Source organism: Planctomycetota bacterium, from assembly GCA_033763975.1.
Lineage (GTDB): Bacteria > Planctomycetota > Phycisphaerae > Phycisphaerales > UBA1924 > RI-211.
This window is the reverse complement of sequence record JANRJM010000004.1, coordinates 37565-51302: the sequence shown is the minus strand read 5'-3', so window position 1 is coordinate 51302 and position 13738 is coordinate 37565. Positions and strand designations below refer to the sequence as shown.

Genomic DNA, 13738 nt, shown 5'->3' with positions numbered 1-13738 from the left:
CCGATGCTCCGTGAAGTCCTCCACAGCAAAGTCCACCGCGCCACCGTCACCGCGGCCCTGCCCGACTACATCGGCTCCATCACCATCGACGCCGATCTGCTCGACCGCTGCGGCATGCGCGTCAACGACAAGGTGCTCGTCACCAACTGCCGCTCCGGCGAACGCTTCGAGACGTACATCTTCAAGGGCGCACGCGGGTCGGGCGCCATCGAGGTGAACGGGGCGGCGGCGCGCCTCGTCGAGCCCGGCGACCTCGTCATCATCATGCACTTCGCGCTCATGACCGACGACGAGTACGCGTCGCACCGCCCGCGCGTGCTCATCATGGGCGAGAAGAACGCCGTGCGCGAGGTCGTCCGGTACGATCACTGAGCGCCGCAGGGCGGGCGCGGGGGGTCCTCGTGCACATCCACTCACGCCTCCGCGCGGGCGAGCGCGCCGACCCCGCCGCACGTCACGCGACAGGCGACGTCGTCGTGGGCGACGGGCTCGTCGCGTCGCTCGGCTCGCTGGTGCGGGGCGCGGTCGGGCCGGGGGCACGCCGGGCGTTCGTCGTGCTCGACGCCGGGGCGGCCCGCGCGGGGCATGACCCCTGCCCGTCGCTGCGAGCCGCCGGCTTCGAGGTCGTGCACGCCTCGTTCGAGCCCGGCGAAGAGCACAAGTCGCCGGACGCCGCCTTCAAACTGGCCGCCCTGCTCGCCGAGCACCGGTTTGATCGCTGGGACCCGGTCGTCGCCGTGGGCGGGGGCATCACGGGCGACGTCGCCGGGTTCGCGGCGGGGATCTACCGGCGGGGCGTGCCCCTCGTGCAGTGCCCCACCACCTTGCTCGCCATGGTCGACGCCAGCATCGGCGGCAAGACGGGCGTCAACCTCCGGGTGCCCGCGCCCGGCGGGGGCACCCTACTCACGAAGAACATGCTCGGGGTGTTCCACGATCCCGCGCTCGTCGTGATCGACCTGCGCACGCTCGCGACATTGCCGGCGCGCGAACTGCGGGCCGGCCTCGCCGAGTGCGTGAAGCACGCGATGCTCGGCGCGAGCGCCCCGCGCCCGGACGCGGGGCTGACAGACTGGATCCGCACGCACGCGCCGACGCTGGGCGGGATCAACGCGGCCTCTCGCACCGACCTCTTCGCCGAGCTCGTGACGCGCAACGTCACGCTCAAGGCCGGGGTGGTGCTGCACGACCCGCGCGAACTCGCGCCCGACGACGCCGGCGGGCGGGCGCTGCTGAACCTCGGGCACACCTTCGGGCACGCGATCGAGACGCTCGACGGGCTGGCCGACCCCGACGGACGGCCGGTGAAGTTGCTGCACGGCGAGGCGGTGGGCCTCGGACTCATCGCGGCGTCGGCGGCGGGGGCCGCTCTCGGCCTGTGCGGGGCGGAGGTCGAGCGCTGGTCGCGCGACGTGCTCGGGCTCGTCGGCCTGCCCACCCGCATCGGGGGAATGCCCGACAACGGGACGGTTCGAGCGCGCATGGCGCACGACAAGAAGGCCCGTGCGGGCTCGCTGCGCCTGGTGGTTCCGAACGGCATCGGGCGGGCCCGGGTGGTGGTCGACCCGCCCGCAGGGGCGGTCGACACGGGGCTCGACGCCATCCGTTCTTCATGAACGGTGTCTCACGGTCTTTCAAGCGCAAAAGTCACAAGGCCCGATATCCGCAGTGCCGCCCGAAGGCCGGGCGGCGCGGCTTGGGTTTTGGCCGCTTCGAGAGACTGGCCGGAAGGCACGGAGGCTCCCGATGCGGACGATCGCAATCATCAACCAGAAGGGCGGTTGCGGGAAGACGACGACCGCGATCAACCTGGGCGCGATGCTGGCCCGCCGGGGGCGGCGGGTGCTGCTGGTCGACATGGATCCGCAGTCGCATTGTGCCGCGGGGCTGGGCATCCCCGAGAGCCGGCTGGAGCTTGACATCGGCGACGCGATGCTGGGTGCCGGGTCGCGCCCGCTCGACATCTCTCGCCTGCTGTGGCGCGTGGCGCGGAACCTCGACCTGGCCCCGAGCCGGATGAAGCTCGCCGGGCTGGAGGCCTCGCGGGGCGGGCTGGCGGAACTGCCCGACCGCGAGCGCCGGCTGGCGAGCGTCCTGCACGAGTTCCGCCACGACTACGACGTGGTGTGCATCGACTGCCCGCCGTCGATCGGGCTGCTCACGTACAACGCGCTGGCGGCGTCGGACACGGTGCTCATCCCGGTCGAGACGAGCTACTTCTCGCTGCAGGGCGCGACGCGCCAGGTGAACACGGTGCGGACGCTGTCGCGCCGGCTGGGCGTGCAACTGCCCGTGTGGGTGCTCGCGACCATCCACGACCCGGACAACGCCGTCGCCGGCGACCTGCTCGACGAACTGCACCGCCGGTTCAAGGGGCGGGTCGTCCCGCCCGTCATCCGGCGCGACGTCGCGCTGCGCGAGGCGGCGTCGCACGGACAGGCGATCGTCGACTACGCCCCGCACGCGCCCGGCGCGCACGACTACAACGCGCTCGCCCGCTGGGCCATCGAGCACCTGGAAGGACGCGTCGAGCCCGACGCGATCGACGGCGCCGAGCACGACGGCGGCGTGCCCGAGGTCCACGTTCCGCCCGTCAGCCCGCGCGTGCTGGCGACCGGCGCCCGGCCGGGCCCCGATGCCCACCCGGAGCCGGGCGCCGAGCAATCCACGCCCGACCTCAAGCCGGTGAGCCGCGCCGAGGACGTCGCACGGCGCGCGCAGGAGTTCCTGCGCCGGGTGGCGACCGGCGGTCGCACGGCGCCCGCGACGGGCGAAGCGCTGGCCGAATCCGCGCCCGAGTCGGGTCTCCGCGGCGGCGTTCCCTTGCCCGACGTGGCGCCCGCGAGCGCGGGAAGCACGGCGGGCGCGATGGTGGCGGATGCCCCGCGCGCGAGCAGTGTCCTGCGTTTGGTTCCCGACGCTCCCACGCCCGTACGCCGCCCCAGCCCGGATGCTGCCCGCCTGCTGGGCGTGCGGGTGACGAACCAGGGCGTGCTGTTCGTGCAGCCGGGCACGAGCGGGCAGCGGGTGGCGGTCGCGGGGTCGTTCAACAACTGGTCGCCCACCGCGCACCCGATGAGCCTGAACGCGGACCTGGGCGTGTTCGAACTGTGCCTGCGCCTGCCGCCGGGCGCACACCGGTACCGGCTGGTGATCGACGGGCAGTGGTCGGCGGACCCGCACAACAACCACTGCGAACCCAACCCGTTCGGCGAGGCGGACAGCGTGATCGTCGTGAGCGACGCCGCCGCCCGGGCCTCGTGAGGAGTCGTGGCGTGAACCCCACCTTTGCCGACCTGCCGGACGCGCCGGCCCGCGCGGGCGAGTCTGAGTGCGACGCGCTCGCGGACCTGTTCCTGCACCCCGCGCCCGCCGTCCCGCTGCGCCTGGTGAACGACGAGGCTCCCGCGCCCGCGCGGCAGCGCCCGGCGCCCGAACCCGCCCCCCTGCACATCGAGGGGCTCGTGCTCGGGCATCTCCCCGTGCTCGGGGCGGCGTGGGTCACGCAGTACGCCAAGTCGCAGGCCGACGCGGCCCACGCGCCCGTCGCCCTGCTGCGCGTGCAGGGCGGGCAGACGCGCCTGGACCTGGTGATGCCGCGCGGGAGCGAGGCGCGCGTGTCGTCGCGCATCGGCGGGGCCCACTCGCCCGCGGGCACCACGCTCGCGCAGGCCGTCGACGCCGCCGCGTCGCAGTGCGCCCGTTGGGTGCTCCGCGTCGATGAGACCGGCGAGGCCGACTTCGCGCTCACCCCTGGCATCGACTCGCTCACCGTGCTCTGCGGCGCCGACGACCCCGCCGTCGTCTCGACCTATCGCACGATCAAGAACTTCGTCGATCTCGCCGACAGCCGCGAGCACGCCCCCACCTTCCGCCTGGGCCTCATGGGCGCTGACGACGAGCGGGCGGCCGTCGCCGAGCAGAAGGTCGCCCTCGCGACGTCTGTCTTCCTGTCGCGCCCCATCGAGACCGGCTGTCGCGTCGCGAAGGTCGGCGCGTGCACCACGCAGTTGCTCTTCCGGGCCGATGAGACCCACGACGTCGCCACCCTGGTGGGAATGATCACCGGTGCTGACGCGCGGCGCCGCGCTGCCGCTGCCGTCCCGGCACGCGCGGCCGACGCACCCGCGGGGGCACCCCCGTTGGCACCCGCATCCGCTCCATCGGCCACGCTGGCCTCGCCCGCCCCGCCGGCGCCCGAGACCGCGCACGCCTCGCCCGGGCGAACCGGGACGGCTTCGCACGCCCGCGCCGCCGACGCCACCGCGCCGGAATCCGCCGTGCTCGAGCACCTCGGGATTGCGCCGCTCTCCACCGCGTGCCCGGCGGCCCCGGGCGTCTGGCTCGCGTGCGACCAGACCGGCGTGCTGCACCTGGTGGCCCAGGGGCAGGCGTCGCACGAGGCAGGGGTGCGGGGGCTGCTGGCGGCGGCCGCGTGGGCCGACGCGCACGCGCCGCTGCTGGAAGCGGCGCACGCGGGGTCGCTGCGCGACGTCCGCTCGCGCGGCGCCACGCTGCACCTCATCACCACCGACGCACGCGCATGCCGCCCGCTGCTCGACACGGGCGTGCGCGTGCACCTCGCGACGCGCGCGCCGCACGGGGCGTGGGTGTTCGCGCCGCTGAACTAGTTACGCGGATTCCTTGCGAGCCACGCGCAGCTCGGCGAGCGAGCGGCGCCGGTCGACCGCGCTCTCGTCGATCACGAACTCGACGCCCTCGGCGCGGTGCTCGGGCAGCTCGAACATGAGGTCGAGCATGATCTCTTCCATCACGGAGCGCAGCGCGCGGGCGCCGGTGTCGCGCTTCAGGGCCTTCTCGGCGATGCGCCGCAGGGCCGCGGGCGTGAACGAGAGCTTCGCGTTCTCGAGCCCGAAGAGGTGCTCGTACTGGCGCACGATGGCGTTCTTGGGCTCGGTGAGGATGTGGACCAGCGTGTCGACGGTGAGCGGCTCGAGCGGCGCAAGCACGGGCAGTCGCCCGATGAACTCGGGGATCATCCCGTAGTCGACGAGGTCCTCGGGCGTGACCTGCTGCAGCACGCGGCGTGTCTCGCGCACGTCGTCGGCGGTGGAGTGCGAGTCGTGGAAGCCGATGCGGCTCTTGCCCAGGCGCCGGCGGATGATCTCCTCCAGCCCGGTGAACGTCCCGCCGCAGATGAACAGGATGTTCGACGTATCGACCTGGATGTACTGCTGCTCGGGGTGCTTGCGCCCGCCCTGCGGGGGCACGTTGCTCACCGTGCCTTCGAGCATCTTCAGCAGGCTCTGCTGCACGCCCTCGCCCGAGACATCGCGCGTGATCGACACGTTGTTGCTCGTCTTGCCGATCTTGTCGATCTCGTCGACGTAGATGATGCCCCGCTGGGCGGCCTCGAGGTCAAAGTCCGCGCTCTGCAGCAGCTTCAGCAGCAGGTTCTCGACGTCTTCGCCCACGTACCCGGCCTCGGTCAGCGTCGTCGCGTCGCCGATGGCGAAGGGCACCTTCAGCATCCGCGCCAGCGTGCGGGCCAGAAGCGTCTTGCCAGAGCCCGTCGCCCCGATCAGCAGGATGTTGCTCTTGTCGAGCTCGACGCTCCCCGCCTCGGCGGATTCCAGGTGCAGCAGACGCTTGTAGTGGTTGTGCACCGCGACGGCCAGCGCCCGCTTCGCGTGGTCCTGCCCGATCACGTACTGGTCCAGGTACGTCTTGATCTCGCGCGGCGCGGGCACCTCGCGCAGCCAGGTCGTCGCCGAGCTCACCCGCCGGCGTTCCTGGCGGAAGATGTTCTGGCACAGGTCCACGCACGAGGAGCACACGTAGACCTGGTTCGGCCCCTCCACCATCGGGCCGACCTCGCGGCTGGTCTTCCCGCAGAACGAGCACGTCGTCACCTTGCGGGCGCGAAACCCGGCTCCCCCCGTGTCGCCGGTGGTTGTGGGGGGAACGTCGCCGCCGTCCTGCTTGTTCTTCGCCATGGATCCCTCGCCGCGCGGTTCTTCCCGCGCCTACCTCGCAAGTCTATCGGCGTGTCAGGCCCACGTCTGCATCGCGCGTCGACGGACGCCCGTTATCGGCTGTCGGTCACCCGTGCGCGTCCCGCTCGGGGCGATCGTCCCCGCGGGTCGTCGGGCGGGGCTTCCCCGCCATGCGGGCCGCCATGCTCCGCCGGGCCGCGGCGTACTCCTCCTCGGTCATCTTCCCGCTGTCCCGCAGCTCGCGCAGCCCTTCCATCAGCGTCCGTTCCGCCTGGTTCGACCGGTCCGAGGCCAGCGTCCGCCGCCGGATGATCACCACGACCAGGCCCAGCACGACCACGACGCCGATCAGCACGCCCAGCCACAGCAGCAGCGGGCCCACCCCCTCGGCGCGCGGCGCGGGCGGGGTCGCGGCGCTGGTCAGCACGCCGGTCATGCGTTGCCCGAGGCGATCGCCTCGCGGATCGGCACGATCAGCCCCGGCACGACGCGGTGCTCCACCAGATCCTCCCCGGTCTTCGCCAGCTTCGCGAGGATCTCGGGCAGTTCCTTGGTCTCCGTCAGCCCGCCGAACTTCCGCAGGGTGCAGTAGATGCTGATCGGCTCCGAGCCCGGCTCGATGTCGCGCGCCGAGTTCTGCCCGGGGCGCGTCTTGACCTCGAAGTACGCCTCGACGTCGCCCCGCTTGCCCAGCGCCAGGCCGATCAGCGGCTGGCAGTCGATGGGCGTGGTGTTGGGGATGTCGATGAGGGCCGCCAGGGGCGAGCCGGGGATCAGCGCGTCCTGCACGATGGCGTCGTGGTTGCCGTTCGCCGCGAGATCAAATCCGTAGAGCAGTTCGACGTAGTCCACGTCCAGCGGGCTGATGGAGAGGTACGTGGGCGCGATCTCCAGGACCTGCGAGTGCAGCGAGTACCCCTCCTCCATGGTCGGCGGGTTCACCACGCCCGCACGCACCGAGGTGGCGCGCATCGAGAGCCAGCGGTGCGGCATCTGGTCCTGCGGGCTCTCGAGGGCCAGTTCGTCCTTGAACTTGCGGAACCCGGTCATGTGCGGGAACTGCCGACGCACGCGCTCGAACAGGTCGAGCACCGTCTCCCGCGTGCGCGGAAGCTCCATCCGCACGCTCAGCTTGAGGTTCACATAGAAATCGTTGCACAGCGCTCGAAAACTCTCCGCCATCTCGGCACGCTCCGGCCCGTCGGGCGCCTCGCAACCACAAGGGGAACCATAGCGGTGTCCGCGACACCCGTCGATCAACCGACAAGCGCATCAAACGCGCGCAGCACGCGCGAAGTGTCCGACAGGTCCTCGAACACCACGTCCGCGCCCGCTTCGGCAAGCGCGGGGGCGGGCGTCCGCCCGGTCGCCACGCCCAACGCGCGGCAGCCGTGCGCCCGCGCCGCCGCCACGTCGTGCTCGGTGTCCCCCACCACCACCACGCGCGACGCGTCGCACGACGCGCCCCGCACCGCCGCGTACGAGCGCATCCCGCACACCACCAGGTCCGACCGCACCGGCGGGCGCGACACCGACTGGTCTCCCCACGCCCGCACGTCGAACTGACCGACATCGATGCCCGCGGCGTGCAGCTTCATCGTGCCCGTCTCCTCGAAGTTCCCCGTCAGCACGCCCAGGGCCAGGCGCGCGTCGCCGGGGCGGCGCGCCCGCAGCGCGCCCAGCAGGTCGTGCACCCCCGGCAGCGCGCGGGCTGCGCCGGGAAGGGCCATCGCCCGCGCCAACTCGGCGGCGTACGCCGCCCGGAATCGCGCCGCGTCATCGGGCGCGGGCTCGACGCCGTTCGCACGGAACAGGTCGGCGATGATCAGCGGGTCCAGCCGCCCGGCGAACGCGATGCCCTCGGCGTGGAAACCCCCGCCGAAGAGCGCCTCCCCCGCGCGGACCATCGCGCGCATCCCCGCCCCGTTGGTCGTGAGCAGCGTGAGGTCGATGTCGAAGAGCACGAGCACGCGGGCCAAGCCTACGCCGGGCGAGCGGCCCTACCGGCGGATCTCGAACCCCGATTCGTCGGGTGCGAGTTCCGCGTTCTCCCGGCGCTCGGACGCGATGTACCCGGGCGCACCGCCCCGCACCGCGGCCAGGAAGCCCTCCACGTCCGTCGCGGCCCCCTGCGCCTCGAGCGTCACCGTGCCCGCGGGGTCGTTGCGCACCCATCCCGTGATCGGGTGCCCCGAGGCGATCGACCGAACGGTTGCCCGGAACCCCACGCCCTGGACGCGGCCTGAATAGGTCACCCGCGCCCGCGTCAGGTTGCCGCTCCCGCCGTCCCGGTGGGTCATGCGGGAATCGTACGTCCGCGATAACCCGGGCCGACGGGTCGAGAACTCGCGGCTCGGTGCGGCCTGGGGCGCCCATGTCGGCCTTTTGGTTGCCGCAGGCGCGGCGCGTGCTACGGTGAACGTCGCGGCAGGACGACGCGGGCGGGGCCTCGCGTGGTGCCTCGCCGGGGAGCGACACACGTGGCGAACCTCTGGCGCTCCGGGCTGCGCGACACGCGCGACGTCGACCGCGTCAAGGACGCGAGCGACATCGTGCGGATCGTCGGCGAGCGCGTCCAGTTGCGCCCGAAGGGGCGCGAGTTCGTCTGCCTCTGCCCCTTCCACGACGACCACAACCCGTCGATGTACGTCGTGCCCGCGAAGCAGATGTACCACTGCTTCGTGTGCGGCGAGGCGGGCGACGTCATCTCCTTCGTCATGAAGGCCGACTCGATGTCGTTCCGCGAGGCGCTCGAGTATCTCGCGGATCGCGCGGGCATCACGCTGACGAGGGCGTCCGCGCAGGCCGCGGCGCCGGGGGAGCCGACGCGCCGGACGATGCTGGACGCCTCCGCCGAGGCGAGCCGGTTCTTCCGCCAGATTCTCCGCGAGCACGAGCACGGGCGCGAAGCGCGCGAGATGATCGCGCGCCGGGGCATCAGCCCGGCGATGGTCGAGCGGTTCGAGCTGGGCGCCTCGCCCGACCGCTGGGACGGGCTCATCCTGCGTGCCCGCCAGAAGGGCGTCGACGAGGCGTCGCTGCTGGGCGCGGGGCTCATCAAGAGGCGGGAGAGCGCCGAGGGGTGCTACGACCTGTTCCGCCGGCGGCTCATGTTCCCGATCCACAACAAGGCCGGGCAGACCATCGCGTTCGGCGCCCGCAAGCTGCGGGACGAGGACGAGCCGAAGTACCTGAACTCGCCCGACACCCCGCTGTTCGACAAGTCCGCGACGCTGTACGCGCTGCACCTGGCCGGACAGGCGATCCAGCGTGCGCGCACGGCGATCGTGTGCGAGGGGTACACGGACGTGATCGCTTGCCACCAGCACGGGTTCGAGCACGCCGTCGCGACGCTCGGCACGGCGCTGACGCCCGCGCACGCGCGCGAGCTGCGTGCGCGGTGCGATACGGTGATTCTGCTGTTCGACGGTGACGACGCCGGGCAGCGGGCCGCCGACCGGGCGGTGCCGGTCTTCTTCGGCGAGCCGATCGACGTGCGCATCGCCACGCTGCGGAGCGCCACGGACGCGAAGGACCCGGACGAACTGCTGAAGCGCGACGGCGGGGCCGAGGTCTTCCGGCGCGTGCTCGCGTCCTCGCGCGACCTGCTGGAGTACCGGTTCGACCGGGTGCGGGACCGGCTGCGCGGGGCGGGGATGTCGGCCCTGGAGAAGGGCCTGAAAGAAGAGATGGGCAAGCTGGTGGAGATGGGCTGGGAGCAGGCCGACCCGATGCGCCGCGCGCTCATCGAGCGCCGGCTCGCGGAGATCTCGGGGCTGACGCTCGATGTCGTCCGGGCGGTGATGCCGGCGGGGCGGAGCGCGCGCCGGGGCCCGACGCCCGGGCCGGGCGTGGACAGCGCCGCACGCGGGGAGACCGAGCTGGCTCGCCTGCAGCGGGGCACGCTTTCCGCCGCCGAGCACCTGCTGGGGTGCATCCTGTGCCGCGGAAGCCTGTGGGGGGCGCTGGACGAGGCGGGGCGGGCGCTGGTCGTGTCGGCGGCGTATGGTTCCCCGGTGATGGGCGTGCTCGCAGCAACGATCTCGCGTCTGGGCGAGAACGGCGTGGAACCGGACACAAACGCGGTGCTCGGGCAGACCGAGGATGCGTTGGTGCGGGCGTCCGTCGTCGGGCTGATGTCGCGCGTGCACGCCGAAACCGACGGCGACGACGAGCGGCTGCGCCGGCACTTTGATTCGTGCCGCGCGCGGGCTGCGGTCGAGGCGGGACACTTCGAGGTGAAGCCGGGCGACGGCACGGCGCGTGACGCGGCGAGGGATCCGTCGCTGGACGCGGCGATCCGACTCTTGGAATCCACACGCCGCGCTCGGGCGGCGATGGGCGCGGACCGGCGGGTGCTCCCGCGCCCGGGCGGGTGAGGGACGTCGTCCGCGCGACGGGAGCGTGCGGACGTTCGGGAGAGAATGCCCCAGCCGGCAGGATGACCGGACGGGCGAGGTGGTTGTGCCCGAGGGGCGGCGGACAGCGCCCCCGGCTCGCAAGGAGACGCGTGTGTTCGCAGATCTGCATCCCGCGATGACGCAGTTGCTGGACCTGGGCAAGTGCCGTGGCTGGCTGAGCTACGAGGAGCTCAACAACACGCTCCCCGACGAGATGGTCGATCCCGCGCGGATCGACGAGCTGCTGGTGCTGATCGACCGGGCCGGGATCGAGCTGGTCGACGAGCTCGAGTACAAGGCTCGCCTGCACCGCCAGGCGCTGGAGCGCGGCGAGACGCCCGGGGCCCCGCGCGGGTCGCTGCCGATGCTGTTCCGGGCGATGAGCGTCTCGGGGGGCGAGCGCAGCGCCGAGGCGGTGTCGCTCCGCCACGCGCTGCACGCGCCCGCGCCGTCGCCGAGCGCGGCGTGCGAGGTGGACGAGGAAGAGGCCCAGCTCCAGAAGGACCTCGCCGAGGTCGTGACGGAGGAGACCACCGGCAAGCGGATCGACGACCCGGTGCGGATGTACCTGTCGCAGATGGGGACGATCCCGCTGCTGACGCGCGAGGAAGAGATCCGCCTGGCGAAGAAGATCGAAGTGACGCGGATGATCTTCCGCCGGCGCTGCCTCGAGAGCGACTACATCGCGGCGCAGGCGGTCGAGATCCTGAAGATGGTGCACCGGGGCGAGCTGCCGTTCGACCGGACGATGCGGATCTCGACGGCGGACCCGGACGCGAAGTCGAAGATCGCGCGCCGGATCCCGGCGAACCTGCCGACGGTCGAGCGCCTGCTGGAACTGAACCGCGCCGACCACGAGGCGATGCGGGCCGCCGAGCGCGACGGGGACGCCGCCCGCGCGGGCGAGTGCCTGGCGCGCATCCGCGCGCGGCGCCGGCGCATGGCGACGCTGACCGAAGAACTGAGCCTGCGCACGGGGCGCATCATCCCGCTGATGCGCAAGCTCCGGTCGATCTCGAAGAAGATGAACGAGCTCGACGGGGACATCCGCGGCACGAACGACCGGCGCTCGCGCCGGCGCCGGGCGGCGCGGGTGCTGGACCCGGAAGACCTCGCGGTGATGCGCGAGGAGCTCGAGGGGCTGCGCGGGCTGGTGCTCGAATCGCCCGAGGACGCCGCCCGGCGCACCCGCGACCTCAACACCGTCTTCTGGGAGTACGAGCAGGCCAAGCGCGACCTCTCGGGGGGCAACCTCCGCCTGGTGGTCTCGATCGCGAAGAAGTACCGCAACCGGGGGCTCTCGTTCCTGGACGTCATCCAGGAGGGCAACACCGGGCTGATGCGCGCGGTCGACAAGTACGAGTACAAGCGCGGGTACAAGTTCAGCACCTACGCCACGTGGTGGATCCGCCAGGCCATCACCCGCGCAATCGCCGACCACGCCCGCACGATCCGCATCCCCGTGCACATGATCGAGACAATGAGCAAGCTGCGGAACTTCGAGAAGGCGATGCTGCAGGAGAGCGGCGTCGAGCCCACCATCGAAGAACTCGCCGAGCGCGCGGGGATGCCCTCGGCCGAGGTCCGGCGCGTGATGAAGATCAGCCGGCACCCCGTGAGCCTCGACCGCCCCGTCGGCGAGAGCGAGGACAGCTACTTCGGCGACTTCATCGAGGACGAGTCGCAGAGCGCCCCGGGCGACGTCGCCGCCGCGGAGATGCTCAAGAACCGCATCGAGCAGGTCCTCAAGACCCTCACCTACCGCGAGCGCGAGATCATCAAGCTCCGCTACGGCATCGGCGACGGGTACACCTACACCCTCGAAGAAGTCGGTCGCATCTTCAAGGTGACGCGCGAGCGCGTCCGCCAGGTCGAGGCGAAGGCCATCCGCAAGCTCCAGCACCCCGTGCGGGCGCGCAAGCTCCAGGGCTTTGTCGACAGCCGCTCGGCCCGCGACGGACGCCCCGCCGCCGACGCCGCCCCTGCCGCCCGCCCGGCATCGGCGCGAGCGACGGGCGGCCAGCCCCAGCCCCAGGCCCCGGCCAACGGGCACGCGTCACCGGTCGCGCACAACGGGAACGGCGTGAACGGCGTGAACGGGATGAACGGGGCAAACGGCGTGACGCACGATGAATCCGCCACGCTCGAGGCGCCGGCGCTGCACGCTCACTGAGCCGCCCGGGTGCGCCCGATCCAGCCGCCCCCGATGACCGCGTCGTCGTCGGGCGCGTACAGGACGATCGCCTGCCCGGGCGCCACTGCCCGCACCGGACGCTCGAACACCACCTCGAACCGGCCCCGGCGCCCCGAGGGCGTCGGCGCCGCGTCGTCGGGCAGCGCGCGGGCGCGTGCCGGCACGGTCTCGCCGTGCGCGCGGTACTGCGCCACGCAGTCGAACCACTCGTGCTCCACGGGCGCGCCCCCGAGCCAGTTCGCCTCCGACGCCTCGCAGCCCGCGACGAGCAGGTCGTCGGGGGTTCCCAGTCGCACGGTGTTGGTCGCGGGGTCTTTCGACACGACGTACACCGCGTGCCCGAGCGAGACCGACACGCCGCGCCGCTGGCCGATGGTGAAGCGGTGGTGCCCGGCGTGGGCGCCGAGCGTCTCGCCCTGGGCGTTCACCAGCGCGCCCGGGCGCGCGACATCCGGGCGCAGTCGCTCGACGAGCCCGGCGTAGTCGTTGTCGGGCACGAAGCAGATCTCCTGCGAATCGGGCTTGTCGAAGACGGGCAGCCCCCAGGCCCGCGCGAGCTCGCGCACCTCGGGCTTGGGCAGGCCGCCGATCGGGAAGAGCGTGCGCCCCAGGTGCCCGGGCGGGATGCCGAACAGCACGTACGACTGGTCCTTCGCGCGGTCGACGCCCCGGCGCAGACGCCCGCCCTCGATCCGCGCGTAGTGCCCGCTCGCGACAAGATCGGCCCCGATCGAGGCGGCGTACTCGTGCAGCTTGCCGAACTTCAGCCAGTCGTTGCACCGCACGCACGGGTTGGGCGTGCGTCCCGCGGCGTACTCGTCCGCGAAGTAGTCGACGATGCGCCCGAAATCCCTCTTGAAGTTGCACACGTAGAACGACACGCCCAGGCGTGCCGCGACGAGGCGCGCGTCCGACGCGTCGAGGATCGAGCAGCACCCCTGGTGCCCCACCCGCACACCGGCGGGGGGCGTGCCCGGGGCGTCGTCGCACGCGTCGTCGGGCGCGGGCGCGTCGAGCGATTCGCCGGGCGACCCCAGGCGCATGAAGCACCCGACGACGTCGTAGCCCTCGCGCTGCAGCACCGCCGCGGCGACCGACGAATCGACCCCCCCGGACATCGCCACCAGCACCTTGCCGCGCGCGGTACTCACGGGCGATCGTAGGAAATGCGCCGTGCGCCGCCCGCC

The 13738-nt window shown here is 72.4% G+C and carries 12 protein-coding genes; 6 read left to right on the top strand and 6 right to left on the bottom strand.

All coding sequences use genetic code 11. From position 1 onward, the window contains the following. Window positions 1–3: 3 nt before the first annotated feature. From panD to SFY69_03050, 4 genes are all read left to right on the top strand, one after another. A complete protein-coding gene (gene panD, locus SFY69_03065; protein MDX2131018.1) occupies window positions 4–372 on the top strand; it encodes an aspartate 1-decarboxylase in 369 nt (122 codons plus the stop codon). 29 nt (window positions 373–401) lie between these two features. Next, on the top strand, window positions 402–1616 hold the full coding sequence (locus tag SFY69_03060; protein MDX2131017.1) for a 3-dehydroquinate synthase family protein: 1215 nt from the start codon (window positions 402–404) through the stop codon (window positions 1614–1616). 130 nt (window positions 1617–1746) lie between these two features. Beyond that, complete coding sequence (locus SFY69_03055; GenBank protein ID MDX2131016.1) at window positions 1747–3264, top strand: AAA family ATPase; 1518 nt, start codon at window positions 1747–1749, stop codon at window positions 3262–3264. A gap of 11 nt (window positions 3265–3275) precedes the next feature. Continuing rightward, a complete protein-coding gene (locus SFY69_03050) occupies window positions 3276–4631 on the top strand; it encodes a hypothetical protein (protein MDX2131015.1) in 1356 nt (451 codons plus the stop codon). Here the strand turns inward: SFY69_03050 and clpX are convergent, their stop codons facing one another. From clpX to SFY69_03025, 5 genes are all read right to left on the bottom strand, one after another. After that, window positions 4632–5957, bottom strand: coding sequence for an ATP-dependent Clp protease ATP-binding subunit ClpX (clpX, locus tag SFY69_03045; GenBank protein MDX2131014.1), 1326 nt, complete (start codon window positions 5955–5957; stop codon window positions 4632–4634). A 106-nt stretch (window positions 5958–6063) separates the two neighbouring features. Further along, window positions 6064–6393 (bottom strand): hypothetical protein, encoded by a 330-nt coding sequence (locus SFY69_03040; GenBank protein ID MDX2131013.1) that lies wholly within the window; start codon window positions 6391–6393, stop codon window positions 6064–6066. Continuing rightward, window positions 6390–7139 (bottom strand): hypothetical protein, encoded by a 750-nt coding sequence (locus tag SFY69_03035; GenBank protein MDX2131012.1) that lies wholly within the window; start codon window positions 7137–7139, stop codon window positions 6390–6392. Before SFY69_03035 ends, SFY69_03040 begins: the two co-directional genes overlap by 4 nt. A gap of 74 nt (window positions 7140–7213) precedes the next feature. Continuing rightward, window positions 7214–7927, bottom strand: a complete 714-nt coding sequence (locus SFY69_03030; protein MDX2131011.1) for an HAD hydrolase-like protein — start codon at window positions 7925–7927, stop codon at window positions 7214–7216. A gap of 30 nt (window positions 7928–7957) precedes the next feature. After that, window positions 7958–8257 carry an acylphosphatase gene (locus SFY69_03025; GenBank protein MDX2131010.1) on the bottom strand — a complete coding sequence of 100 codons (300 nt, stop codon included), beginning with the start codon at window positions 8255–8257 and terminating at the stop codon, window positions 7958–7960. Between the two features lie 180 nt (window positions 8258–8437). Here SFY69_03025 and dnaG point away from each other — a divergent pair, with 180 nt between their 5' ends. After that, entirely contained in the window at window positions 8438–10336 is a 1899-nt protein-coding gene (dnaG, locus tag SFY69_03020; GenBank protein MDX2131009.1) for a DNA primase, read from the top strand. 157 nt (window positions 10337–10493) lie between these two features. Next, window positions 10494–12530 (top strand): RNA polymerase sigma factor RpoD, encoded by a 2037-nt coding sequence (gene rpoD, locus SFY69_03015; protein ID MDX2131008.1) that lies wholly within the window; start codon window positions 10494–10496, stop codon window positions 12528–12530. Here the strand turns inward: rpoD and mnmA are convergent. Beyond that, entirely contained in the window at window positions 12524–13702 is a 1179-nt protein-coding gene (gene mnmA / locus SFY69_03010; protein MDX2131007.1) for a tRNA 2-thiouridine(34) synthase MnmA, read from the bottom strand. The two genes, rpoD and mnmA, sit on opposite strands and share 7 nt — an antisense overlap. Window positions 13703–13738 lie beyond the last annotated feature (36 nt).